This window comes from Stutzerimonas sp. LR2 (assembly GCF_055755175.1).
In genome coordinates, this window is the sequence record NZ_JBVTRR010000006.1 from 159,226 (window position 1) to 182,603 (window position 23,378).

20 protein-coding genes are annotated in these 23,378 nt (G+C 67.3%); 11 read left to right on the forward strand and 9 right to left on the reverse strand.

Annotation, left to right across the window (positions count from 1 at the left end; all coding sequences use genetic code 11):
- Positions 1 to 3 precede the first annotated feature (3 nt).
- Genes ACVRRC_RS20195 through ACVRRC_RS20210 form a run of 4 tightly spaced genes read right to left on the reverse strand, consistent with a single transcriptional unit; the run spans position 4 to position 3,122 of the window.
- Positions 4 to 1,377, reverse strand: coding sequence for a 4Fe-4S binding protein (locus tag ACVRRC_RS20195; protein ID WP_472997458.1), 1,374 nt, complete (start codon positions 1,375 to 1,377; stop codon positions 4 to 6).
- On the reverse strand, positions 1,374 to 2,231 hold the full coding sequence (locus ACVRRC_RS20200; protein WP_472997419.1) for an FTR1 family iron permease: 858 nt from the start codon (positions 2,229 to 2,231) through the stop codon (positions 1,374 to 1,376). Before ACVRRC_RS20200 ends, ACVRRC_RS20195 begins: the two co-directional genes overlap by 4 nt.
- Positions 2,232 to 2,250: 19 nt before the next feature.
- Positions 2,251 to 2,589 carry a cupredoxin domain-containing protein gene (locus ACVRRC_RS20205; RefSeq protein ID WP_011914527.1) on the reverse strand — a complete coding sequence of 113 codons (339 nt, stop codon included), beginning with the start codon at positions 2,587 to 2,589 and terminating at the stop codon, positions 2,251 to 2,253.
- A complete protein-coding gene (locus ACVRRC_RS20210) occupies positions 2,589 to 3,122 on the reverse strand; it encodes an iron transporter (protein ID WP_472997420.1) in 534 nt (177 codons plus the stop codon). Before ACVRRC_RS20210 ends, ACVRRC_RS20205 begins: the two co-directional genes overlap by 1 nt.
- Positions 3,123 to 3,458: 336 nt before the next feature.
- On the opposite strand from ACVRRC_RS20210, the gene mdtD reads away from it, so the two are divergent.
- From mdtD to ACVRRC_RS20230, 4 genes are all read left to right on the forward strand, one after another.
- A complete protein-coding gene (mdtD, locus tag ACVRRC_RS20215) occupies positions 3,459 to 4,886 on the forward strand; it encodes a multidrug transporter subunit MdtD (RefSeq protein WP_048329826.1) in 1,428 nt (475 codons plus the stop codon).
- Between the two features lie 212 nt (positions 4,887 to 5,098).
- Positions 5,099 to 5,359, forward strand: coding sequence for a hypothetical protein (locus ACVRRC_RS20220; protein ID WP_026006493.1), 261 nt, complete (start codon positions 5,099 to 5,101; stop codon positions 5,357 to 5,359).
- A 97-nt stretch (positions 5,360 to 5,456) separates the two neighbouring features.
- Positions 5,457 to 7,283, forward strand: coding sequence for a phosphogluconate dehydratase (gene edd / locus ACVRRC_RS20225; RefSeq protein ID WP_472997421.1), 1,827 nt, complete (start codon positions 5,457 to 5,459; stop codon positions 7,281 to 7,283).
- A complete protein-coding gene (locus ACVRRC_RS20230; protein ID WP_125849736.1) occupies positions 7,280 to 8,248 on the forward strand; it encodes a glucokinase in 969 nt (322 codons plus the stop codon). Before edd ends, ACVRRC_RS20230 begins: the two co-directional genes overlap by 4 nt.
- A gap of 123 nt (positions 8,249 to 8,371) precedes the next feature.
- Here ACVRRC_RS20230 and ACVRRC_RS20235 read toward each other — a convergent pair whose 3' ends face one another.
- Positions 8,372 to 9,241, reverse strand: a complete 870-nt coding sequence (locus tag ACVRRC_RS20235) for a MurR/RpiR family transcriptional regulator (RefSeq protein ID WP_013983959.1) — start codon at positions 9,239 to 9,241, stop codon at positions 8,372 to 8,374.
- A 170-nt stretch (positions 9,242 to 9,411) separates the two neighbouring features.
- Here ACVRRC_RS20235 and zwf point away from each other — a divergent pair, with 170 nt between their 5' ends.
- The 6 genes from zwf to sugE all read left to right on the forward strand — a co-directional run bounded on the left by zwf (position 9,412) and on the right by sugE (position 15,500).
- Positions 9,412 to 10,881 (forward strand): glucose-6-phosphate dehydrogenase, encoded by a 1,470-nt coding sequence (zwf, locus tag ACVRRC_RS20240; protein WP_011914520.1) that lies wholly within the window; start codon positions 9,412 to 9,414, stop codon positions 10,879 to 10,881.
- Positions 10,868 to 11,581 carry a 6-phosphogluconolactonase gene (gene pgl, locus ACVRRC_RS20245; protein WP_048329824.1) on the forward strand — a complete coding sequence of 238 codons (714 nt, stop codon included), beginning with the start codon at positions 10,868 to 10,870 and terminating at the stop codon, positions 11,579 to 11,581. The genes zwf and pgl overlap by 14 nt, the downstream gene beginning before the upstream one ends.
- A gap of 18 nt (positions 11,582 to 11,599) precedes the next feature.
- Positions 11,600 to 12,337 carry a bifunctional 4-hydroxy-2-oxoglutarate aldolase/2-dehydro-3-deoxy-phosphogluconate aldolase gene (locus ACVRRC_RS20250; RefSeq protein ID WP_472997422.1) on the forward strand — a complete coding sequence of 246 codons (738 nt, stop codon included), beginning with the start codon at positions 11,600 to 11,602 and terminating at the stop codon, positions 12,335 to 12,337.
- A gap of 68 nt (positions 12,338 to 12,405) precedes the next feature.
- Positions 12,406 to 14,034: an NADP-dependent glyceraldehyde-3-phosphate dehydrogenase gene (locus tag ACVRRC_RS20255; RefSeq protein ID WP_472997424.1), complete on the forward strand. Its 1,629-nt coding sequence runs from the start codon at positions 12,406 to 12,408 to the stop codon at positions 14,032 to 14,034.
- Between the two features lie 12 nt (positions 14,035 to 14,046).
- Positions 14,047 to 14,910, forward strand: a complete 864-nt coding sequence (locus tag ACVRRC_RS20260; RefSeq protein ID WP_472997425.1) for an aldo/keto reductase — start codon at positions 14,047 to 14,049, stop codon at positions 14,908 to 14,910.
- Positions 14,911 to 15,179: 269 nt separating this feature from the next.
- The gene (sugE, locus tag ACVRRC_RS20265) at positions 15,180 to 15,500 is read left to right on the forward strand and encodes a quaternary ammonium compound efflux SMR transporter SugE (protein ID WP_472997426.1); all 321 of its coding nucleotides are present in this window, start codon (positions 15,180 to 15,182) and stop codon (positions 15,498 to 15,500) included.
- Positions 15,501 to 15,615: 115 nt separating this feature from the next.
- On the opposite strand, the gene ACVRRC_RS20270 is transcribed toward sugE, so the two are convergent.
- Both ACVRRC_RS20270 and ACVRRC_RS20275 read right to left on the reverse strand, forming a co-directional pair.
- On the reverse strand, positions 15,616 to 16,539 hold the full coding sequence (locus tag ACVRRC_RS20270; RefSeq protein WP_019407048.1) for a MalM family protein: 924 nt from the start codon (positions 16,537 to 16,539) through the stop codon (positions 15,616 to 15,618).
- Between the two features lie 116 nt (positions 16,540 to 16,655).
- Positions 16,656 to 17,948, reverse strand: coding sequence for a maltoporin (locus ACVRRC_RS20275; RefSeq protein WP_013983953.1), 1,293 nt, complete (start codon positions 17,946 to 17,948; stop codon positions 16,656 to 16,658).
- A gap of 385 nt (positions 17,949 to 18,333) precedes the next feature.
- Between ACVRRC_RS20275 and mta the strand changes: the two genes are divergently transcribed.
- Positions 18,334 to 19,995, forward strand: a complete 1,662-nt coding sequence (gene mta / locus ACVRRC_RS20280; protein WP_472997427.1) for a glucan 1,4-alpha-maltotetraohydrolase — start codon at positions 18,334 to 18,336, stop codon at positions 19,993 to 19,995.
- Between the two features lie 174 nt (positions 19,996 to 20,169).
- Here the strand turns inward: mta and ACVRRC_RS20285 are convergent, their stop codons facing one another.
- A complete protein-coding gene (locus ACVRRC_RS20285; protein WP_472997428.1) occupies positions 20,170 to 21,282 on the reverse strand; it encodes a hypothetical protein in 1,113 nt (370 codons plus the stop codon).
- Positions 21,279 to 23,351: an alpha-amylase gene (locus ACVRRC_RS20290; protein WP_472997429.1), complete on the reverse strand. Its 2,073-nt coding sequence runs from the start codon at positions 23,349 to 23,351 to the stop codon at positions 21,279 to 21,281. Before ACVRRC_RS20290 ends, ACVRRC_RS20285 begins: the two co-directional genes overlap by 4 nt.
- Between the last annotated feature and the right edge of the window lie 27 nt (positions 23,352 to 23,378).

Consider the following 23,378-nt stretch of genomic DNA (forward strand, 5'->3'; position numbering starts at 1 on the left):
GGCTCACCAACCCCAGAACTGCAACCACCAGCCATAGCCCACCAGCGCGCAGCCGGCGTTGACGCAGGCGAACGCCAGCAGCCGGCGCAGGCCGTTGCCGCCGTGGCGACTGATGACGTTCCAGGCCAGATACAGGCTCCATGCGATGGCGCCGATCAGCAGCGCGGCGCGAGCCGGTTGTGCCCAGGCCAGCAGAAAGCCCTCGTAGCGCAGCAGCTTGACCGTGGTCGCCGAGAGGCCGAGAAACAGCCCGGCGCCGCCCAGCGGCACCATCGCCAGCGCCAGGTGCTGGAACACATTGTCGCCGCGGCGCATGACGCGCACGGCTGTACGTAGCAATAGCCAGAGTGCGCCGCCAATCAACAGCGAGGCGCCGAAGATATAGGTGAGGATCGCCGCGCCATCGAGCCAGGTGAAGGCATCGTTGGCCTGCGGATAGTGGGTCAGCAGCCACCAGGGCGCGTTGGCTTCCAGCGGCCAGAAGATATCGCGATCCACCAGCCATTCCGCCGCGGCCTGCTTGAGGGCGATGAACCAGGGGCTGACCGTCCACTGGAACGCGCCCATGGCCAGGCCGATCATGCCGAACAGCAGCAGGGTGCTGTCCCAGTGCTCGCCTTGCCGCTGGCCGCCGACAATGAGGATTTCAGCGTTTGGTGAGCGGGCGCTCAGCTGCACTGCGCCGCGCTGTCCGCTGCAGCGGCCGCAGGCATGGCAGTCGGCGTTGCCCTGCATGCGGCGAATGTCGATCAACGGCGCACAGTTGGGCGTCGGCAGGTGCGGTTCGCGGTTTTCCAGCCAGCGCTGCTCATCGACCTTGTAGTGCACCGGCGCCAGCCGGGCGAGCAGGGCGAACACGCCGCTGACCGGGCACAGATGGCGGCACCAGACGCGCTTGCCGCGGCCGTAGAGAAAGCCCACCAGCATCGCCGCGACGGTGGAGCCGCCGAGAATCAGCAGCGCCGCCTGAGCGTAGTCGTAGACACTGATCAGCTGGCCATAGACGGTGGTGAGGATGAAGGCAATGGTCGGCCAGCCGCTCCAGCGCACCCAGCGCGGCGTGCGCTTGTTCAGCCCACGCCAGCTGATCCACTCGCTGAGTGAGCCCTCGGGGCAGAGTACGCCGCACCACAGGCGGCCGAAGAAGATCATCGACAGCAGCACGAAGGGCCACCACAGCCCCCAGAAGATGAACTGCGCCAGCACCGTCAGGTTGTCGAGCATGCCGGCCTGGGCCGGCGGCAGGTCGAGAAAGGCGGGAATCACCAGCAGCGTCAGGTAGAAGCCCACCACTAGCCACTGCAGCGTGCGGATGGCCTTCGCATGCTGGCGCAGCAGATCACCGAGTCGCGCCAGCCACGGCGCCTGGATGATCACGCCGGCCTCGCAGCGAGCTGCACCTGGGCCCGGGGTTTGAGCCAGGCCCATGCGGCGAGCCAGTACAGGCCGAGTATCACCACCGCGGCCAGTGACGGCATGGCGCGGTAGCCGGTGAGGCCGGCCAGGGTGCCACCGAGGGCGCTGCCGTCATCCAGCAGGGCGGAGGTGTCCCAGAGCGGATCGCCGAACACCGTATAGAACACTTCCGGTACATCCATGCCCATCAGCTGGCCGCTGAAGCGATCCAGCGCGGCCATCAGCAGGGCGCCACCGAGCAGCAGCAACATCACCTCGCTGACCTGGAAGAAACGCCGCCAGCTGAAGTAGCGGCTGCCAGCCTGCAGCGCGGCATAGCTGAGCAGGGCGAGGACAAAGCCCAGAACTCCGCCGATGACGAAGCCGGTGAGGTCCTGGCCCTGCTGCTGGTTGCCGATGCCGTAGAGGAACACCACCGTCTCGCTGCCTTCGCGCCCAACGGCGAGCATGGCCAGCACCAGCAGGCCGAAGCCGCTGCCCTGGCTGAGCTTGTCCGCCGCGCTGTTCTGCAGGCTGGTCTTCAGGGTCCGGCCGTGCTGGTGCATCCAGCCGACCATGTGCAGGATCAGCAGGCTGGCTACCAGCAGCATCGCGCACTGGAACCATTCGCCACCGCTGCCGGCCAGCCAGTCGCCGGCCTGCAGCACGCCCCAGCCCAGCGCGCCGGCCAGGCCGAGCCCGGCGGCGACGCCGGCCCAGAGCATGCGCAGGGCGTTGCCGGCACCCGGTTGCTGACGCAGCCAGGCATGCAGGATGCCGATGACCAGCAGGGCCTCGACGCTTTCGCGCCAGACGATGAACATGGATTGGCCCATGGGGTTCTCCTCGGAAAAACTACTTGGCGATGATCTCGCCTTCGGGAAGATCCATATGGAATTCGTCGAAGAACGGGTAGCGGCCCGGCTTCAACGGATGGATCACGACGAAGGAGGTCACACCCGGTGACAGCACCTTCTCGACGCGCAACGGTGTGCTCTCGAACTCGGTCGGTCCGCTGCCGGCGTTGTGCACGATGATCTTGAAGCGCTGACGGGCCGGGACTTCGATGGTTGCCGGCTCGAAGTGGCCGTCACGGATGGTCAGCTCGTAGGTCGGCAGCGCGGCCTGCACCGGGCCCGCAAGCCCGGCCAGCAGGGGCAGCACGCCGAGCAGCGAACGCCCGGCGCGGCCCATCAGTAGCCCCCTTTCTTGCCGATGCCGGCGTAGGTGAACTCGTAGTTCAGCTCGCAGCCTTCGAACCAGGGCGCGACGCCGGTTTCCTTGTCGGTGTGGCGACCGAACATGGCATGGCCGGAGCCCGGCGGCAGGATCTTGTAGGTCAGTTGGTACTTGCCGGGGCCGAGCAGCTTGACGTTGTCGCCGTAGTGCGGGCCGTCGTTGGCCACCATCGGATGGAAATCGCCTTCGACCACTTCGTCGGAGCCCTTCTTGCGCAGCGTGTAGTGGATGCTCAGGTAGGGCACGAAGCTGCCTTCCTGCCAGCCGTTGCGGTTGTCCTCGGTGGCGCTGATGTCGGCCTCGAGATGCACGTCGGACTCGGCGGCGGCGCGCATCATGCCCGGCGGGTCCATCTCGACCGGTTGCAGGTACACTGCGCCGACCTCCATGCCGCCGCACCGCTGCGGTTCGCCGATGGGATATTCCTTCGCCTGGGCGAGCGGGGTGAGCAGCAGGGACGTGATGGCGAGCGTGGCGGGGATGCGCATTGGGGAGCCTCCGGAAAGCTGTAAAGGACGGGGCGAAGATTGCACTTGCGCTTCCGAATGATAATGATTCGCGTCAATTTCCCAAGAAATATTTTGTTACCGGTGCCCGTATGCAAAGCCGTATGCCGCTGCAGACCGCTGTTGGCGGGCGTCGGCGGCTGACTGCGACCGGTCGTCACAGCGCCGTCGTGGCACTGACTCCGGTCGTGCCGAAGCCTCGCTGCAGCACTTCGCCGTTCCGGTGGAGCGAACGGCTGCGCTGACGAAGCCGCGGCGGCGCGAACCGTCGCCGGGGGAATCCTCTAAGATGGTGCACCTTTCGTTCCCGGGGACTTCATGCAACCGCCCGTAGCACTCGATGCCCGCACCGCGCGAATTCTGCCGTGGCTGGTGGCCATCGCCTTCTTCATGCAGACGCTGGACGGCACCATTCTCAATACCGCGCTGCCGGCCATGGCCCGCGACCTGGCCGAGAACCCGCTGCGCATGCAGGGTGTGGTGATCGCCTACATGCTTACTGTCGCCTTGTTGATTCCGGCGTCGGGCTGGATTGCCGATCGCTTCGGCAGTCGGCGGATCTTTGTCGCAGCCATCGTGCTGTTCTCCCTGGGTTCGCTGCTCTGCGCGCTGTCCACCAGCTTCAACCAGCTCGTCGCATCCCGCGTGCTGCAGGCGCTGGGCGGGGCGCTGATGCTGCCGGTGGGGCGGCTGGTGGTGCTGCGCGCCTTTCCGCGCAGCGAATTCGTGCGGATCATGGCCTTCATCGCGTTGCCGGGGCTGGTCGGGCCGCTGCTCGGGCCGACCCTGGGTGGCTGGCTGGTGGAGTACGCCTCCTGGCACTGGATCTTCCTGATCAACCTGCCGGTGGGCGTGATCGGTTGCATCGCCGCGCTGCGCTTCATGCCGGATCTCAAGGGGCCGGAGCGGGTGCGTTTCGATACGCTGGGTTTCGTGCTGTTCGGTGCCGCGATGGTGCTGATCACCATCGCCCTGGAAGGGCTCGGCGAGATGCACATGCCGCATGCGCGGGTGATGCTGCTGCTGTTCGGCGGTGCCGCCTGCATGGCTGCCTACTGGCTGCGCGCCGGTCGCATCGATGCGCCGCTGTTCAGTCCCACGCTGTTCCATACCCGCAGCTTCGCGGTCGGCATCTTCGGCAACCTGTTCGCGCGCCTGGGGGGCGGCGCTCTGCCGTTCCTGGTGCCGCTGTTGCTGCAGGTGGCGCTGGGCTATTCGCCGGCTCAGGCGGGCATGAGCATGATTCCGCTGGCCCTGGGGGCGATGGCGGTGAAATCCCTGGCCAAGCCGATCATCGACCGCCTCGGCTATCGTCGCCTGCTGATCGGCAACACCTTGCTGCTCGGCGGCCTGATCGCCAGCCTGGCGACCATCGACACGCAGACACCGACCTGGCTGCTGCTGGTGCATCTCGGGCTGATCGGCATGGTCAACTCCATGCAGTTCACCGCAATGAACACGGTCACCCTGATCGGCCTCAGCCATGCCGATGCCAGCAGCGGCAACAGCCTGCTGTCGGTGGTGGTGCAGTTGTCGATGAGCCTTGGTGTCGCCACCGCCGGCGCGCTGCTCGGCGGCTTCACCGTGGAGGGTGCGGCGGGCAGCGAGGTGCTGCACGCTTTCCAGCTGACCTTCCTCTGCGTGGGTGCCATGGCCATGCTCGCGGCCGCGCTGTTTCTGCAGCTGGAGCCCCGCGACCCTGGCCACGGCGATGACTCCCGGCGCGCGGTTGACGTGGCCGAATAGGGCAGCTGCTTGCGACCTGTAAGCTTTGTCGACAGGTCGCTCAGCCGCCCCGCGTAGCGCTCCCCGCAGACTTGATCGCGATGGCTATTGCGCCACCGCGAACCCGCTGCATTTGTTTACCTGTTCAAGTAAACATTATCGACCTGTCGTATAAGGCTACATATCGTTGCGGCTCTGGATTGGCATTCTGCCGTTATGGAAGGAGCGAAGGAATGAATGGGATGAGCCTGGCCTGGCTGCTGATCGGGGGGTCGCTGTGCAGCGTGATGGTGCTGCTGGTTCTGCTATGGCTGCTGTGGCTGGAACGCAGGAGCCAGCGGTGCGAGCTGACGGTGTTGCGTGAACTGCTCGACGGCCTCGGGCAGGTGATCGTGCGACTGGAGAAGGACAAGGCCGAGCTGACATCGGGGTTGCGTGCGGAAAAAGCCCACGTCGCCCAGTTGCGTCGGCAAATCGAGCTGCTGCGGCACTGAAATTTGTTGTTAGTACGAACATATTGCTTCGAAAGCTTGATGTGTACGGCTATGATGCGCTCCTGTTTGTTATAAAAACTACAATCTTGGAGGTTTCATGCATCCCCGGGTCGTCGAAGTCACCGAGCGCCTGATCGAGCGCAGCCGTCCGACGCGCGAGGCCTATCTCGCCATGATTCGCGCCGCCGCGAGCGCCGGGCCGGCCCGCAACGCGGCGCAGTGCGCCAATTTCGCCCATGGTGTCGCCGGCTGTGGGGCGAAGGACAAGCAGCGCCTGCGCCTGCCTGATGCGGCCAACGTGGCCATCGTCACCGCCTACAACGACATGCTCTCGGCGCACCAGCCCTACGAGGAGTACCCGGAGCGCCTGCGCCAGGCGCTGCGCGAGATCGGTTCGGTGGGTCAGGTGGCCGGCGGCGTGCCGGCGATGTGTGATGGCGTGACCCAGGGCGAGCCTGGCATGGAGCTGGCCATTGCCAGCCGCGAGGTGATCGCCATGAGCACGGCGGTGGCGCTGTCGCACAACCTGTTCGACGCCGCGCTGCTGCTCGGCATCTGCGACAAGATCGTGCCTGGCCTGCTGATCGGTGCGCTGCGCTTCGGTCATCTGCCGGCGCTGTTCGTGCCGGCCGGGCCGATGCCCTCCGGCCTGGCCAACAAGGACAAGGCCGCGGTGCGCCAGCGTTACGCCGAAGGCAAGGCTGGCCGCGACGAGCTGCTCGCTGCCGAGATGCAGGCCTATCACAGCCCCGGCACCTGCACCTTCTACGGCACCGCCAACACCAATCAGATGCTGATGGAAGTGATGGGGCTGCACCTGCCGGGCTCGTCCTTCGTCAATCCGGGGACGCCGCTGCGCGATGCGCTGACCATCGAGGCGGCGCGCCAGGTCACGCGGCTCACGCCTCAAGGGGGCTGCCACACGCCCCTCGGCGAGCTGGTCGACGAGCGCGTGCTGGTCAACGCCGTGGTTGCGCTGCATGCCACCGGCGGCTCGACCAACCACACCCTGCACATGCCGGCCATCGCCCAGGCGGCGGGCATTCAGCTGACCTGGCAGGACATGGCCGACCTCTCCGAGGTGGTGCCGACGCTGGCCCGCGTCTATCCCAATGGCTCGGCGGACATCAATCACTTCCATGCCGCTGGCGGTGTCGCGTTGCTGGTGCGCGAGCTGCTCGACGCCGGCCTGCTGCACGACGATGTGCATACCGTGATGGGGCGAGGCCTGCATCGCTATACCCAGGAGCCCTTCCTCGAAGATGGCAGGCTGACCTGGCGTGAAGGGGCTGCGCAAAGCCTTGACGACAGCATCCTGCGCCCCGTGGCGCGGCCGTTCTCCGTCGAGGGCGGGTTGCGGCTGATGAGCGGCAACCTCGGGCGTGGGGTGATGAAGGTGTCCGCCGTGGCGCCGGAGCATCGCGTGGTCGAGGCGCCGGCGCGGATCTTCTCCGATCAGCTGGAGCTGGTGGAGGCGTTCAAGGCCGGCGAGCTGGAGCGTGATTTCGTCGCCGTGGTGCGATTCCAGGGGCCGCGCGCCAATGGCATGCCCGAACTGCACAAGCTGACGCCCTATCTTGGCGTGCTGCAGGACCGCGGCTTCAAGGTCGCGCTGGTCACCGACGGGCGCATGTCCGGCGCGTCGGGCAAGGTGCCGGCGGCGATCCATGTATGCCCGGAGGCGATCGATGGCGGGCCGCTGGCGCGGCTGCGCGATGGCGATCTGTTGCGCGTCGACGGGCAGGGCGGCGTGCTCGAGGTGCTGGTGGATGCCGCCGAGCTGGCCGATCGCTTGCCGGCAGCGGCGTCGGCGACGGGCGTGCAGGGTTGCGGCCGCGAGCTGTTCGGCTTCATGCGGGCGGCGTTCAGCTCGGCGGAACAGGGTGCCAGTGTGTTCACCGCCGGGCTGGAGGTGCTGCGATGAGGCTGGCGCTGGTCGGTGACATCGGTGGGACCAATGCGCGCTTCGCGCTCTGGCGTAACGCCCGGCTGGAAGCGGTGCGCGTGCTGGCGACGGCGGATTTCGCCACGCCCGAGCTGGCGGTCGAGTACTACCTAGCGTCGCTCGGTCTTGCGCCGGGCAGCGTCGGTGCGGCCTGCCTGGCCTGTGCCGGGCCGGTCAAGGGCGAGCAGTTCGTGTTCACCAACAACCACTGGCGGTTGGGGCGCAGGGATTTCTGTGGTGCCCTGCAGCTGGACGAGCTGCTGCTGATCAACGACTTCGCGGCCATGGCGCTGGGTATGACCCGGGTCGCCGAAGCGCAGCGGCGCACCATCTGCAATGGCGCCGCGGAGACGGGCGCGCCGGCGCTGGTGATCGGGCCCGGTACCGGGCTTGGTGTGGCCACGCTGCTGCCGCTGGCAGGCGGCGGCTGGCAGGCGCTGCCGGGAGAGGGTGGGCATGTCGACCTGCCGTTGGCGGATGCCTACGAGGCGGCGCTGTGGCAGCAGCTGTTCGCCGGGCTCGGCCATGTGCGCGCCGAGGATGTGCTCAGTGGCGGCGGCCTGCTGCTGCTGTACCGCGCGCTCTGCCTGCTGCACGACCAGGCGCCGCGGCTGGCATCGCCGGCCGAGGTCACGGCGGCGGCGCTGGCCGGCGATACGCTGGCAGCGGCGACCCTGGAACAGTTCTGCGTGTGGCTCGGTCGCGTGGCCGGCAACAACGTGCTGACCCTGGGCGCGCGCGCGGGCGTGTATATCGTCGGTGGTGTGGTGCCGCGCTTTGCCGATTTCTTCGCCGCCAGCGGCTTCGCCCGTGGCTTTGCCAGCAAGGGCTGCATGAGCGCTTATCTCGCCGACGTGCCGGTGTGGCTGGTGACTGCGGAATATCCGGGGCTCGAAGGTGCCGGAGTGGCGCTGGAGCAGGCCCTGGCGTGCGTGCCTGGCTAGCGCGGCCGATATCCATGATGTTGTTGGAGCAACATCATGGAGCGGTGCGTGGTTCCTTCAGGGGCTGCGAGCTCCGCATCATCGCTCGGGATTGTCGATGCCCGAGCGGTCGGGCTGGCGGCGTCAGCTCGGCTCCTCGTCCGCCGGATAACGGCTGGCGTTGAGGCTTTCCTTCACCTTGCGCAGGTGCGGCTGGAAATCCACGCCGCGGCGCAGGGTCATGCCGGTGGCGAGCACGTCGAGCACCGTCAGCTGGATGATGCGCGAGGTCATCGGCATGTAGATGTCGGTGTCCTCGGGCAGTGGAATGTTCAGGCTCAGCGTGCTGGCCTGGGCCAGCGGCGAGCCGGCGGCGGTCAGGCCGAGTACCGAGGCGCCGTTCTGGCGCGCGATGCGCGCCACTTCCACCAGCTCGCGGGTACGCCCGGTGTAGGAAATGATCACGAACAGCTCGCCCGTGTGCGCTACGGACGCCAGCATGCGCTGCATCAGCACGTCCGAATGGGCGGTCACCGCCAGGTTGAAGCGGAAGAACTTGTGCTGCGCATCCAGTGCCACCGAGGCCGAGGCGCCGAGGCCGAAAAAGTGGATCTGGCGGGCCTGGATCATCAGGTCCACGGCGCGGCTGACCAGTTGCGGGTCGAGGCTCTGGCAGGCGCTGTCCAGCGAGGCGATGGCCGAGCCGAAGATCTTGCGTGTGTATTCCGCTGGGCCGTCGTCGGGCTCTACCGCCTGGCTGACATAGGCGGCGCCGCTGGCCAGGCTCTGCGCCAGCTGCATCTTCAGTTCCGGGTAGCCGCTGACGCCGAACGAGCGGCAGAAGCGATTCACCGTCGGCTCGCTGACCTGTGCGGTCTGCGCCAGGGCGGCGATGCTGAAGCGGGTGGCCTGCTGAGGGTTGCGCAGGATGACTTCGGCCACCTTGCGCTCGGCCTTGTTGAGGTCTTCGATGCGACGCTGGATCTGCTCGAGCAGGTTGTGTACGCGGTCCATGACGATCCTGATGCGGCGGGTCAGAGGTGCCCTATGCTACTGAGCGGGCTGCGGAGCGACTACCGGAATCTCCTTTTCTGGCTAAATGTTGTTTTTATTACTACATCATCCTTGAATAAACGCGGCTTCGCGTGTATTCATAGTGCAGTGTTAGTAGAAGAACAAACATCATGACGCCATTATCTGTCGAACCCTGCACCCTGGCGCTGTTCGGCGCCCTCGGTGATCTGGCCTTGCGCAAGCTGTTTCCCGCGCTCTATCAGCTCGACCGTGCCGGCCTGCTGCCGGCGGACACCCGCATTCTCGGCCTCGCCCGCGACGGCGGCGAGCCGGCTTCGCATCTGGCGCTGATCGCCGAGCACCTGCGTCGCCATGTGGCCGAGCGCGAACTCGAGGAAAGCGTTCTGCAGCGTTTCCTGGCCCGTCTGGACTACCTGAGCATGGAGTTCGGCCGCCGCGAGGATTACGCCGCGCTGGCGGACAAGGCCGGCCAGGCCGAACGTATCGTCGCCTTCTTCGCCACGCCGGCTTCCGTCTACGGCGCGATCTGCGCCGGGCTGGCGGAGGCGGGGCTGGCCGAACGCACCCGCGTCGTGCTGGAAAAGCCCATCGGCCATGACCTGGGGTCGTCCCGCGAGGTGAATGACGCGGTGGCGCGTTTCTTCCCGGAAGACCGCACCTACCGCATCGATCATTACCTGGGCAAGGACACGGTGCAGAACCTCATCGCCCTGCGCTTTGCCAACAGCCTGTTCGAGACGCAGTGGAACCAGAACCACATTTCCCATGTGGAGATCACCGTCGCGGAAACCGTCGGCATCGAGGGCCGCTGGGGCTACTTCGACCAGGCCGGCCAGCTGCGCGACATGATCCAGAACCACCTGCTGCAGCTGCTCTGCCTGATCGCCATGGACCCGCCCAGCGACCTCTCGGCCGACAGCATCCGCGACGAGAAGGTCAAGGTGCTCAAAGCGCTGGCGCCGATTGCGCCGGAGCACCTCGGTCAGCAGCTGGTGCGCGGCCAGTACGTGGCCGGCAGCATCCTCGGGCGCCAGGTGCCGGGCTATCTGGAGGAGGAAAACTCCAATACCCAGAGCGACACCGAGACCTTCGTCGCCCTGCGGGCCGAGATCTGCAACTGGCGCTGGGCGGGTGTGCCCTTCTATCTGCGGACCGGCAAGCGCATGCCGCAGAAGCTGTCGCAGATCGTCATCCACTTCAAGGCGCCGCCGCATTACATCTTCGCCCCCGAGCAGCGCCAGCTGATCGGCAACAAGCTGATCATCCGCCTGCAGCCGCAGGAGGGCATCTCGTTGCTGGTGATGACCAAGGACCAGGGCCTGGACAAGGGCATGCAGCTGCGCAGCGGCCCGCTGCAGCTGAACTTCTCGGAAACCTACAAGAGCCCGCGCATCCCCGACGCCTACGAGCGTCTGCTGCTGGAAGTGATGAAGGGCAACCAGAACCTCTTCGTGCGCAAGGACGAAATCGAATACGCCTGGAAGTGGTGCGACCAGCTGATCGACGGCTGGCAACGCGTCGGCGCGCCTCCCAAACCCTACGCAGCAGGCAGCTGGGGACCGGCTGCCTCGATTGCCCTGATCAGCCGTGACGGCAGGAGTTGGTATGACGATCTCTAATCTCGATCTGCCTGTGCAGACCCTCGGTTTCAGCCTCGGCAACGCCGACCAGCTGGCCGGCGAACTGGCGCTGACGGTGAGCAACGCCCTGCGCAGTGCGATCGCCGAGCGCGGTGCGGCGACCCTGGTGGTGTCCGGCGGCCGCAGCCCGATCGCCTTCTTCGAGCGCCTGGCGCAGCAGGAACTGGACTGGACCAAGGTCACCATCAGCCTTGCCGACGAGCGCTGGGTGCCGGTCAGCCATTCCGACAGCAACGAAGGCCTGTTGCGCCGCCATCTGCTGCAGGGGCCGGCCGCTGCGGCGCGCCTGGTCGGCCTGTACCAGAGCGCGGCCAGCCTGGAGCAGGCCGCCGAACGCGCCGACGCCGTATTGGCCAAACTGCCGCCGATCGACGTGCTGGTGCTGGGCATGGGCGAGGACGGCCACACCGCCTCGCTGTTCCCCGACAGCCCGAACCTGGAAGCGGCGCTCGACCCGCGTGGTGCGCGGCGCTGCCTGCCGATGCAGGCGCCGAGCGTACCGCGCCAGCGCCTGAGCATGTCTCTGGCGCTGCTGGCCAGCGCGCGGCTGACCCTGCTCGCCCTGCACGGCCCGGGCAAGCTGGCCACGCTCAACCAGGCCCTGGCCGGTGAATCCTATGAAGCGATGCCGATCCGCGCCTTCCTCGCCCGCCCCCTCGAAATCTACTGGTGCCCCTGAGGCCGCAAGGAATCTTTTATGACATCTACCCAAACCCGCGCCGTCAGCATGACCGACAAGATCGCCCTGATCGACAAGTGGTGCAGCGCTGCGCGCATCCTGCCGGTGATCACCATCGAGCGTGAGGCGGACATCCTGCCGTTGGCCGACGCCCTGGCTGCCGGTGGCCTGCGCGTGCTGGAAATCACCCTGCGTTCGGCGCTGGGCCTGGGCGCCATTCGCCTGCTGCGCGAGCAGCGCCCGGAGCTGATCGTCGGCGCCGGCACCGTGCTGGATGCCGCCATGCTGGCCCAGGCCGAGGCGGCCGGTGCGCAATTCATCGTCTCTCCGGGCAGCACTGGCGAGCTGCTGGATGCGGCGCTGCACAGCCCGTTGCCGCTGCTGCCGGGCGTGGCCAGCGCCTCGGAAATCATGCTCGGTTACGCCCTGGGTTACCGCCGCTTCAAGCTGTTCCCGGCCGAAGTCTGTGGCGGCGTCGCCGCACTCAAGGCGCTGGGCGGGCCGTTCGGCAATATCCGTTTCTGCCCGACCGGTGGCGTCAACGCGCGCAACGCCAGGGACTACCTGGCGCAGTCCAATGTGATGTGCGTCGGTGGCACCTGGATGGTCGACGCCAAGGCCGTGCGTGCTGGCGACTGGGCCGCCATCGAAAGCGCCACGCGCCAGGCCCTGCAGGCGCTGGACAGCGCAGCGCCAGCCGAACTGCCGCGCGACTTCGACCTGCGCGCCGAGCGTGCCGAACAGCGCGAGCTGTAATCCGTCCGACCCATCGCGGTGGGCGTGGGGCCTGCCGTGATCGCCCCGATTCGCTACCTGGAGGTTCCATGACTACTGCGCGCCCGCTTGCCGACCTGTTTCCCCGTCTCGATGAGATTCCCGCTGCCTATCAGCCGGATGCACCGGTCGAGCAGCGCGACTACCTGGTCGATGGCGAGTTGATGCACTGGGACGGCCCGCTGGCGGAAGTTCGCAGCCCGGTGTTTCTGCGCGAGGCCGATGGCAGCGAGCGTCAGGTGGTGCTGGGCAGCACGCCGCTGCTGGATGCCGACGCCGCGCTGCGTGCACTGGACGCCGCCGTTGCCGCCTATGACTACGGCCGCGGAGCCTGGCCGACCATGCGCGTGGCCGAGCGTATCGCCCATGTCGAAGTCTTCCTGGCGCGTATGCGCGAGCAGCGCGAGGCGGTGGTCAAATTGCTGATGTGGGAGATCGGCAAGAACCTCAAGGATTCGGAGAAGGAATTCGACCGCACCTGCGACTACATCGTCGACACCATCCATGCGCTGAAGGAACTGGACCGCAGCTCCAGCCGCTTCGAGCTGGAGCAGGGCACCCTCGGGCAGATCCGCCGCGTGCCCATGGGCGTGGCGCTGTGCATGGGGCCGTACAACTATCCGCTGAACGAAACCTTCACCACGCTGATCCCGGCGCTGATCATGGGCAACACCGTGGTGTTCAAACCGGCCAAGTTCGGCGTACTGCTGATCCGCCCGCTGCTCGAAGCCTTCCGCGACAGCTTCCCGGCGGGGGTCATCAACGTCATCTACGGCCGCGGTCGCGAGACGGTCAGCGCGCTGATGGCCAGCGGCAAGATCGACGTGTTCGCCTTTATCGGCACGCACAAGGGCGCCGCCGACCTGAAGAAACTGCACCCGCGTCCGCACCGCCTGCGCGCCGCGCTGGGGCTGGATGCGAAGAACCCGGGCATCGTCCTGCCGCAGGTCGATCTCGACAATGCCGTGGAGGAGGCGGTGACCGGAGCGCTGTCGTTCAACGGCCAGCGCTGCACCGCGCTGAAGATCCTTTTCGTGCATGAGGCGGTGCTCGATGGCTTCCTCGAACGCTTCGCTGCGCGGGTCAACGCGCTCAAGGCGGGCATGCCCTGGGAGCCGGGCGTGGCGCTGACGCCGCTGCCGGAGCCGGGCAAGACCGATTACCTGCATGCGGTGCTGGAAGACGCCGTGGCCAAGGGCGCGCGGGTGATCAACGCCGGCGGCGGCGAGTCGCACCAGACCTTTTTTCAGCCGGCAGTGCTGAGCCCGGTGGATTCGTCCATGCGTGTCTATCACGAAGAGCAGTTCGGCCCGCTGGTGCCGGTGGTGCCCTACCGCGACCTGCAGGAGGTGATCGACTACGTCACCGCCTCCGACTACGGCCAGCAGCTGTCGATCTTCGGCAACGACCCGGCGCAGGTAGGCCGGCTGGTGGATGCCTTCGTCAACCAGGTCGGGCGCATCAACATCAACGCCCAGTGCCAGCGCGGACCGGACAGCTATCCGTTCAATGGTCGCAAGAATTCCGCCGAAGGCACGCTGTCGGTACATGACGCCCTGCGCGTGTTCTCCATCCGTACCCTGGTGGCGACGCGCTTCAACGAGGCCAACAAGGAGCTGGTCGACCGGATCATTCGTGACCGCCAGTCGAGCTTCCTGACCACCGACTACATCTTCTGACGGAGCGCCACGATGGCCTCACCCGTGCTCGCCCAGCCGCTGTTGCTGGGCATGATGCGCCTGCTGGAATACCCCGAGCTGGGTGAACCCCAGGCGTTGCTGGGCTTTATCGAACGCTGTGTCGAGCGCGGGCTGAACGGCTTCGACCATGCCGACATCTATGCCGGCGGGCAATGCGAGGCGCACTTCGGTGCCGCCCTGCGCCAGGCACCCGGGTTGCGCCAGCGCCTGCAGATCATCGGCAAGGCCGATATCGTGCCGGCGGGACAGGACTGCTCACGCTGGCGGGTCAAGCACTACGACTCCAGTGCCGGCTACCTGCGCCGGGCGGTGGACGACAGCCTGGCGCGACTGGGCATGGAACGACTCGATGGTTTCCTGCTGCATCGCCCGGACCCGCTGCTGCAGGTCGACGAGGTGGCCGAGACGCTGAACGGACTGGTCGCCAGCGGCAAGGTCGGCTGGGTGGGGCTGTCCAACGCCGGCATCCTGCATTGCCAGGCACTGGCCCAGTGCGTGCCGCTGCGCTGCAACCAGCTCGAGCTGTCACTGCAGGCCCAGCACTGGGTATGGGATGGCAGCCTGCATGCGTTGCAGGCTGCCGGCCTGCAGGTGCTGGCCTGGTCGCCCATGGGCGGTGGACGCTTCGGCGATCGGCTATGTAGCGCACTCGATGAAGTCGCCGCCGACCGGGGCGCCACGGCCAATCAGGTGGCGCTGGCCTGGCTGCGGCAGCTGCCCGGCCGGCCGTTGCCGATCCTCGGCAGCCTGCGCTGGGAGCGGATCGAGGAGGCGCTGCTGGGCGCCGACCTGGAGCTGGACCGTCCCGCCTGGTTCTACCTGAGCGAAGCGGCCCGCGGGCATGAGGTGGCCTGAGGCAGGGGCATCCGTCCGCTATCCGAGGTGGAAAATGCTTCGCAGTTTTCCACCCCACGCGGGACTCGTAGGGTGGATGACGCTTCACCCATCCACCGCGGGCATCTGCGATGGTTCGGCATATCCCCGCTTAGAAACGCTACTGATCAACGGGCGCTGTGAGTGGTCCAAAACGGTGCGCGACTGTGCTAGGGTCGCATCCGCCGCGGGACGACCCGGGGCGTGTCGAATCATGCGGGGACGGCCCTGCCGTTGCTGGAGTCATCGTCATGCATTCGGCCTGGATCATGCTGATCATCGCCGGCCTGCTCGAAGTGGGCTGGGCCATTGGCCTCAAGGCTTCCGAAGGTTTCACCCGCCCGCTGCCGAGCGTGCTCACTCTGGCGGCCATGGCCGCCAGCTTCTTCCTCCTCGCCCGCGCCATGCAGGTTCTGCCGGTGGGTACCGCCTATGCCATCTGGGTCGGCATCGGTGCGCTGGGCACCGTGGCGCTGGGCATCGTCATCTTCGGCGAAAGCGCCTCGCCGGCGCGGTTGCTGAGCGCGGTGCTGCTGCTGGCGGGGCTGGTGGGGCTGAAATTGACCGCCTGAGGCAGGGCCGGTCGTCCTGAGGGTTCCACTCTGCGGCGCTGAAGCAGAGCCCAAGGGAGCCGTCGCAGGGTGGATAGCACTTCGCTCGCGCATCCACCCGTTGCTGCCGACTGTGTCAGCGAATCTCGATTCGCTGCAGCAGATGCTGCTTCGCCTGGGTATCGCCGACGCGCGCGGCTTCGTCGGCCAGGCGCAGGGCGCGCTCCAGGTCCTTCTGCGCCAGCGCCGCATCGATCGCCTGGCGATAGTAGGCCGAGGTTTCCGGCAGCACCGTCGGTGCCGGCGCGGTGGGCAGTTCGTTGCCCATCTCCTGGCCGATGCTGTAGCCCGGTACGTAGCCCTTGGCGTTCGATCCGGCGGCACTGTCGGGGATCATCACCAGCTTGATCACGCCCACCGGGGAGTGCTGCGCCACCGGATCGGGGATGCTCGGCGGTTCGTTGCCCAGCGCCTTGGCGTAGGCCTTGGCCGGATGTTGCAGGACGGTCTGCCCGGCCATCTGCGCCTCGCTGGTGTAGAGGATCAGGTAGCGCTCGTTGCCTGGATGCTCGGGCTGCGAGCGATCGATGCGCAGGCGCGCGTCCAGACTGTCGCCCTTGAGCCCGGTTGGCGGAACGTAGACGAAGTCGTCGGCATCCAGCAGGCGGGTCGGGCGCATGCGGCTGTCCAGCAGCATGGCATTGGGTGCCAGCACGCTGCTGCCGGCCTGGCTGTACAGGCGCAGCTCGAACGACGGGCCGCCGGCCGGCAGCTTGAAGGCGCGCAAGAAGCTCTTGCCGGTCTCGAAGGCATAGGCCGGTGCCTGGCTGTCGATCACGACGTTGCCGCTGAAGCCTGCCTCCAGGGGCTCGTACGGCAGCTGGTCGAGGCCGTTGCAGCAGGACGGCGCGGCCGCCAGCGCGGCACGGGCCTGTTCGACCGAGCCTTGCAGCGGGGCCGGGCTGGCGGCCAGGGCGTCGACCCGGCGCAGCGGCTCGCTGCTGCAGCCGGCGAGTGCCAGGGCGATCAGCCCGGCGGCGAAAAGAGAGAGAGGATGCATGGTGCTTCTCCGGATAAAAAATGCCCCGACCTGCCAGAGTCGGGGCAAAAGGCACCGTCTGGACGGTGGGAGCGGAAAGCCTGCCGTTGCGCGCAACGGCGTTCAGCCAGTGCGGGTTACCACCAGGCCTCGGCCTGGATGCCGAAGGTGATGCCGTCGTCGTCACCGGCGTCGATGGATTCGCTGGCGGCCTGATAGCGGCCGCCGTCCCACTGGGCGTAGGTGGCGAACACGCGGATCTGCGGGCGCGCCCAGAAGCTGTTGCCGGCCGACCACTGCTGGGCCAGGGTGAGCTTCTTCAGGTCGCGGGTGCGCTCGCCGTCGGCCTGCGGATCGACCCGGTCGTAGCCGAACTCCAGCGCGGTGCTCATCACGTCGCTCCACTTGTACACCGGGCGCACACCGAAGCTGGCCCAGGTTTGCCCGGAGTCGTTGTCGAAGTCGCGGTCCTCGTAGATCTGCACGTACATCATCTCGATGTTGTCGGTCAGGCCGACCACGCCCTGGTTGACCAGACGGAACATCTTGCCGTCGCTGTTGCCGGTGCTGTTGCGCCCGCTGCTACCGATGATGCCGTCGGTGCCGTACTGCAGGGCGAGCTTGTTGTAGCCGCCGAACCAGTTGCTCTGGGTGTGCTCGAGGGTGACCAGATGACCCTTCTGGTCCTGGTAGCCGGGGTCGCGTTCCTGCTCGTCGGTGAGGTTGGCCTTGCCGTAGTCGTAGCCGATCTCCAGCTTGCCGCCCGGGTTGACGTCGATCTCGGCGAGGCGGAAGTCGAGGGTGTCGTTGGCCAGGTTGGTGCCGGTGCCCGAGCCCTGGTAGACCCAGTCGCCGTCGGTGTTGCGAATCCACGCGACGCTGGCCTTGGCGAAGCCCAGGTCGATGTCTTCGATACCGGCGCCGGGGCCGGAGACGTCCCAGTAGTAGTAGTCATTGATGTGCACGTCGTGGCGCTTGTAGTAGCGCTTGCCGGCCCAGATCGCCGCGCCCGGCAGGCTCGGGATGAGGTTCTTGCCGACCACGTTGAACTGGCGGATGGAGGTGGTGCCGGCCTCGTCGAAGGGGTTGTTCTCGCCGCCGTTGGTGTCGGTGCCGGTGGCTTCCCAGTCGTTACCCTGGTCGGAGCGGTAGGCGATCATGCTGTCGACGTAGAAGCTGCGGTTGCCTTCGCTCCACACCTCCTGGCCGAGGCCGATCTCGGCGTAGGTTTCGCATTCGTTGCCCAGGCGATATTTCGCCGGTGCGCCAGCAGCCTGGAAGCAGGCCTGGTCGCCGCCGCCGGCCGTGGCGCCGACGCCCGAACGCAGATAGCCGTGGAAATCGACTGCCAGGGCCGGGCCGCCGACCAGCAGGGCGGCAAGCAGGCAGGCGGGTTTGAGGACGAACAGGGGGTGCGCGGTGTGCTTCATGACGAGGTCCTTGTTTTTCTTGTTAATGCCGAATCGATCACGCCTTCGCTGCGTGTCGCAGGGCGCAGCTCGGTGGCGAAAGCCTCGGGGATGGCTCCGCTGGCGGCATCCTCCCGCCCAGAGATTTCGCTGGCGCAGCTCGAGGGCGTAATCAGGATGAGTGCGGCGTAATCCCCGGGGCGGGGCTACGCCCGGCAGGGCGCAGATGATTGCCAGGGGCCTTCGGCCTGGCCACTACGCCGCCTGCAACTGGGCGGGGGAGGTTGGTGGCCGGGGCGTGCAGGGGCAGCCTGCGGGTGCCGGTCGAAGACCCGGCCGGCGTTCATCCTCGTCCGGCGGCCTTGCCGTCGGATACCCGAACAAGCACAAGAACCGGAGTATTGCGATGAGCCACATCCTGCGTGCCGCCGTATTGGCGGCGGTCCTGCTGCCGTTTCCCGCACTGGCCGATCAGGCCGGCAAGAGCCCGGCCGGGGTGCGCTACCACGGCGGCGACGAAATCATCCTCCAGGGCTTCCACTGGAACGTCGTCCGCGAAGCGCCCAACGACTGGTACAACATCCTCCGCCAACAGGCCTCGACGATCGCGGCCGACGGCTTCTCGGCAATCTGGATGCCGGTGCCCTGGCGTGACTTCTCCAGCTGGAGCGAAGGCGGCAAGTCCGGCGGCGGCGAAGGCTACTTCTGGCACGACTTCAACAAGAACGGCCGCTACGGCAGCGATGCCCAGCTGCGTCAGGCGGCCGGTGCGCTCGGCGGTGCCGGGGTGAAGGTGCTCTACGACGTGGTGCCCAACCACATGAACCGCGGCTACCCGAACAAGGAAATCAACCTGCCGGCTGGCCAGGGCTTCTGGCGCAACGACTGCGCCGACCCGGGCAACTACCCCAACGACTGCGACGACGGCGATCGTTTCGTCGGCGGCGATGCGGACCTCAATACAGGCCATCCGCAGGTCTACGGCATGTTCCGCGACGAGTTCGCCAACCTGCGCAGCCAGTACGGCGCCGGCGGCTTCCGCTTCGATTTCGTCCGCGGCTTCGCACCGGAGCGGGTCAACAGCTGGATGACCGACAGTGCCGACAACAGCTTCTGCGTCGGCGAGCTGTGGAAAGGCCCTTCTGAATATCCCAGCTGGGACTGGCGCAACACGGCGAGCTGGCAGCAGATCATCAAGGACTGGTCCGATCGGGCCAAGTGCCCGGTGTTCGACTTCGCCCTCAAGGAGCGCATGCAGAACGGCTCGATCGCCGACTGGAAGAACGGCCTTAACGGCAACCCCGATCCGCGCTGGCGCGAGGTGGCTGTGACCTTTGTCGACAACCACGACACCGGCTACTCGCCCGGGCAGAACGGTGGGCAGCATCACTGGCCGCTGCAGGACGGGCTGATCCGCCAGGCCTACGCCTACATCCTCACCAGCCCCGGCACGCCGGTGGTGTACTGGTCGCACATGTACGACTGGGGCTACCGCGACTTCATCCGCCAGCTGATCCAGGTGCGTCGCGCCGCTGGCGTGCGTGCCGATTCGGCGATCAGCTTCCACAGCGGCTACAGCGGCCTCGTCGCCACCGTCACCGGCAGTCAGCAGACCCTGGTGGTGGCGCTCAATTCCAACCTGAGCAATCCCGACCAGGTCGCCAGCGGCAGCTTCAGCGAAGCAGTCAATACCAGCAATGGCCAGGTGCGGGTCTGGCGGACCGGCGCCGGCAGTGGTGGCGGTGACAATGGCGGCGGTGAGCCCGGCGCCCTGGTCAGCGTGAACTTCCGCTGCGACAACGGTGTGACGCAACCCGGCGACAGCGTCTACGCGGTGGGCAACGTCAGCCAGCTCGGCAACTGGAGCCCGGCTTCTGCGGTGCGGCTGACCGATACCAGCGGCTACCCGACCTGGAAGGGTCGCATCTCGCTGCCGGCCGGCCAGAACGTGGAATGGAAGTGCCTGATCCGCAACGAGGCCAATGCAACGCTGGTGCGGCAATGGCAGGGCGGGGCCAACAACAGCGTGAAGCCCACCGAGGGTGCCACCACGGCGGGGCGGTTCTAGCCGCAAGCGGTAGCGACGGCCCGCCTCGCCGATGTGAGGCGGGCTTTTTGTTGACCGGTCTCGGTCCAGATCTATGTGCGCAGCCGCGCCGCTCCAGGCTCGGTGGGCATCAACCCACCAACGCAGCTCTGCGGTCAGTCAGCTTCCGTCGGGTCCGCGGCGCGTCACTCACGGCTATCCGGCATTCTGCGTATCGCCCAGCTGCCAGCGAATCGCCTGGGCTTCGGCCTGGCGCAACTCATCGAGCAAGGCATCGCGGCCAGGGTTGCGCGTGTTGGCCAGTGCGCCGCTGGCGAGCAGGTCGGCATGCAGGGCAGTGGCTTTATCCCGGAGCCAGGCCAGGCGCTGCAGGGTAAGCGGCGTGCAGCTCTGCCCGCTGAGGTCGTCCTTCACGTCCAGCCAGTGCGAGCGCCAGGCCTCCTGCAGGTACAGCCCGCCCGGATCACCGGCCAGTGCGTTTCGCCAGCCACGCATCAGGTCGCTCAGCCAGCCCGATACCGTCTCGCTTGCGCCGCGGGCGGTCAGCTCTCGATGCAGGCGCTGGTAGGCATCCAGCGCGATGCGTTTCTCCAGTTCGAAATCGGCCAGCGCCCAGGCCTCGCTTTGCTGTTCCAGCCGCAACAGGCAGGCGAACAGCTGGCGCGTCTCGAAGCGTTCGGCCGGATGAAACCCCGGCGAGGCGAGGCCGTCGCTGTTGTACTGACGCAGCGGGTCGAAGGGGTAGAGGTAGCCGAAATCGAACAGGCGGATGCGGCCATCGTCCAGGGTATTGCCTGGCGCCAGGTCCCACTCGAACAGGCCGGCCAGCAGCAGGGCGATCAGCAGGTCGAACAGCTCGACCAGCTGTCGCTCGTCCCAGCGCTCGATGCGCCGGCCTTCGACCCAGGGCGACAGCACGATGCCCTGCTGCAGCGAGGCGTACTGCGTCGGCACGACGCCGGCCAGGCGTTCGGCCTGCTCCGGTGTGCGCATCAGCCGGGCCAGGTCGCGGCGGCGCTGCAGCTCGTTGAGGAAACTCGCCTGGCCGTCCGGGTTCTGCACACGACAGGGCCGCCGGGCGACCTTCAGCGCCCAGTCGCGCCCGGCCAGCTGCACGCGGTAGACCCGAGCGGTCAGGCCGTCGTCGAGGCAGGCGCGTACCCAGGGCTCGTCGCCACGCACCGCCGCCAGTTGTTCCGGTGGCAGCGGGCAATCCTCCGGGCGGCCCAGGCGAAACTCGGTGCCGCTGGCGAGAAAGGCCAGCTGGGCCTGGCGCCGTGCCGCGGCGGTCAACGAGGCGGCGCTCATCGGGCCTGCACCACGATGACTTTGTCCTCGCCCAGCTCGCGGGCGAAGGCATAGGGCTGGCCGGGCGAAAGCAGTTTGTGTTCACCCGCGCCGATGGCTGGATGGCGCGTACGGAACTGACCAATCCGCTGCCAGTGCTCGATCAATCCAGCGATCTCGGGTCGCTGGTGCTCGGCCCAGTTCATCGAACTGCGCGTGCCCTGGTACGGGTCCGAACCGCTGGGGCCGAAGCTGCGGGCACTTTCGTCGCCGTAGTAGATCTGCACCGCGCCGGGCGCCAGTAGCAGGGCGGCGGCGAGACCGCGCTGGTGCGCCAGGTCGCCCTTGGCCAGCTGATTGAACAGGGCGGTGTCGTGGGACGAGGCGTAGCTCAGCAGGTTGTGACCGGGCGTCTCCGCCAGGCGCCTGGCGTAGTCGGCGTAACTGGGCTCGGCGGCGGCCAGGCAGTCGCTGGCGGCCACGGCCTGCTCCTGGAAGGCGAAGTTGATCAGCGCATCGAAGCCCTGGTCGAGATAGTCGCTGGCCTCTGGGCCGTGGCCGAACACTTCTCCGACCATCCAGAACGGCTCGCCGGCCATGGGGTCGTCCGGGTTGGCGCGGGCCCAGTCGGCGCGGGCGCGCTCGGCCGCCACGCGCAGTTCGGCCCAGGTCGACGGCTCGACGTGCTTGACGGTGTCGGCACGAAAGCCGTCGACGCCGAACTCGCGGACCCAGCCGGTCAGCCATTCGATCAGGTAGTCGCGCACCCGGTAGCCTTCGCGTGGCTCTGCACGGGTTTGCGCCTTGTGCGCGAGAAACTCCGGCAGCGCGACGACCGCCTCGGACTCGGTGCGGAAATCCGGCAGAAAGGCCAGCGAGCCCTTGAGTGGATCGACGGTGCTGCTGGGCGGCGTGTCGTAGTCGGCGATGCCGGCACGGACCCATTCGCGGCCCCACCAGGCGGCCCAGCTCGGGTGCTCGTAATCCACCAGGTTGTGGTAGGCGTGCAGATTCTCGTGAGCTTCCGGCTGCCAGGCGCTCCACTGCTCGGGCAGATACTCGGCCATGCCGTCGCGCAGGGCGCCGAAGCCGAGCTGCTGCATGTCCTGCAGGGTGGAATAGCCCGGATGGTTGAGCACCACGTCGAACAGCACGCGGATGCCGCGGGCATGGGCCTCGCTGATGAGGGCACGCAGGTCGTTCTCGCTGCCCATGTTGGCGTCAAGCTGGGTGAAGTCCAGCGCGTAGTAGCCGTGGTAACCGTAGTGGCGGAAGTCGCCGCGATCGCCGCCGCCGACCCAGCCGTGGATCTGCTCGTAGGGCGCGCTGATCCATATCGCATCGACGCCCAGGCTGGCGATATGGTCGAGGCGCTTGGTCAGCCCCTTGAGGTCGCCACCGTGGAAGGTGCCGATCTCATCCTTGCCATCCGGCTCGCGGCCATAGCTGCGGTCGTTGCCTGGATCACCGTTGGCGAAGCGGTCGGTGAGCACGAAGTAGACGATCGCGTTGCGCCAGTCGCGTGTGATCGGCTGCTCGGGCGATTCGGCGCGTTCGAGCAGCAGCAGACCGTCACTGCCGGCGGCGGGTTGCAGCCTGACGCGGCCGTCGCGGACCACCGCGGTGGCGCCGGACAGTGCGTCGCGCAGGGTCTCGCCTTCGCCGAAGACCTCGCTGACCACCAGCTCCACCTCGCCGCCATCCCAGGGCTTGCAGGTCGCGGCGGCTGCCACCGGAGCGGCGGGTTTGATCGGCAGAAGACGCAGGGCCGGCGCGGCGCCGGTCTCGACGATCAGCCGATAGCGACCGGCCTCGGGCACTTCGTAGCGGTAGGCGCTGTCTCTGCCAAGCGGCTGGCGGCGAAAGGGCGCGAGCGGCACGGCCTCGTCGCCGGCCTGAGGCATGCGCAACTGCAACTGGCCGGGCGCGAGACTGAGCTCGATGTCGTAACGGTCGCTGGCCAGCGCATTCCAGCTCAGCGCCAGCGGCTGGTCGTCCAGTCGGGCGGCCAGTTCGGGGTCAGCCAGGGCGGAGAGCGGCAGGGAGAAGCAGAGCAGCGGCAGCAGGGCAGGCAGGCGGTTGGCACGCATCGAGAAGCTCCATTGTGCTTTTTCGCC

Excerpts from the sequence above, each read along its gene's own strand:
- sugE (WP_472997426.1), top strand. The coding sequence starts at position 15,180 with ATGCATTCGGCCTGGATCATGCTGATCATCGCCGGCCTGCTCGAAGTG.
- ACVRRC_RS20290 (WP_472997429.1), bottom strand. The coding sequence starts at position 23,351 with ATGCGTGCCAACCGCCTGCCTGCCCTGCTGCCGCTGCTCTGCTTCTCC.
- ACVRRC_RS20255 (WP_472997424.1), top strand. The coding sequence starts at position 12,406 with ATGACTACTGCGCGCCCGCTTGCCGACCTGTTTCCCCGTCTCGATGAG.
- ACVRRC_RS20230 (WP_125849736.1), top strand. The coding sequence starts at position 7,280 with ATGAGGCTGGCGCTGGTCGGTGACATCGGTGGGACCAATGCGCGCTTC.
- mdtD (WP_048329826.1), top strand. The coding sequence starts at position 3,459 with ATGCAACCGCCCGTAGCACTCGATGCCCGCACCGCGCGAATTCTGCCG.
- edd (WP_472997421.1), top strand. The coding sequence starts at position 5,457 with ATGCATCCCCGGGTCGTCGAAGTCACCGAGCGCCTGATCGAGCGCAGC.
- ACVRRC_RS20250 (WP_472997422.1), top strand. The coding sequence starts at position 11,600 with ATGACATCTACCCAAACCCGCGCCGTCAGCATGACCGACAAGATCGCC.
- ACVRRC_RS20270 (WP_019407048.1), bottom strand. The coding sequence starts at position 16,539 with ATGCATCCTCTCTCTCTTTTCGCCGCCGGGCTGATCGCCCTGGCACTC.
- ACVRRC_RS20210 (WP_472997420.1), bottom strand. The coding sequence starts at position 3,122 with ATGCGCATCCCCGCCACGCTCGCCATCACGTCCCTGCTGCTCACCCCG.
- ACVRRC_RS20235 (WP_013983959.1), bottom strand. The coding sequence starts at position 9,241 with ATGGACCGCGTACACAACCTGCTCGAGCAGATCCAGCGTCGCATCGAA.
- ACVRRC_RS20220 (WP_026006493.1), top strand. The coding sequence starts at position 5,099 with ATGAATGGGATGAGCCTGGCCTGGCTGCTGATCGGGGGGTCGCTGTGC.
- ACVRRC_RS20275 (WP_013983953.1), bottom strand. The coding sequence starts at position 17,948 with ATGAAGCACACCGCGCACCCCCTGTTCGTCCTCAAACCCGCCTGCCTG.
- mta (WP_472997427.1), top strand. The coding sequence starts at position 18,334 with ATGAGCCACATCCTGCGTGCCGCCGTATTGGCGGCGGTCCTGCTGCCG.
- ACVRRC_RS20285 (WP_472997428.1), bottom strand. The coding sequence starts at position 21,282 with ATGAGCGCCGCCTCGTTGACCGCCGCGGCACGGCGCCAGGCCCAGCTG.
- ACVRRC_RS20200 (WP_472997419.1), bottom strand. The coding sequence starts at position 2,231 with ATGGGCCAATCCATGTTCATCGTCTGGCGCGAAAGCGTCGAGGCCCTG.
- zwf (WP_011914520.1), top strand. The coding sequence starts at position 9,412 with ATGACGCCATTATCTGTCGAACCCTGCACCCTGGCGCTGTTCGGCGCC.
- ACVRRC_RS20260 (WP_472997425.1), top strand. The coding sequence starts at position 14,047 with ATGGCCTCACCCGTGCTCGCCCAGCCGCTGTTGCTGGGCATGATGCGC.
- ACVRRC_RS20205 (WP_011914527.1), bottom strand. The coding sequence starts at position 2,589 with ATGGGCCGCGCCGGGCGTTCGCTGCTCGGCGTGCTGCCCCTGCTGGCC.
- pgl (WP_048329824.1), top strand. The coding sequence starts at position 10,868 with ATGACGATCTCTAATCTCGATCTGCCTGTGCAGACCCTCGGTTTCAGC.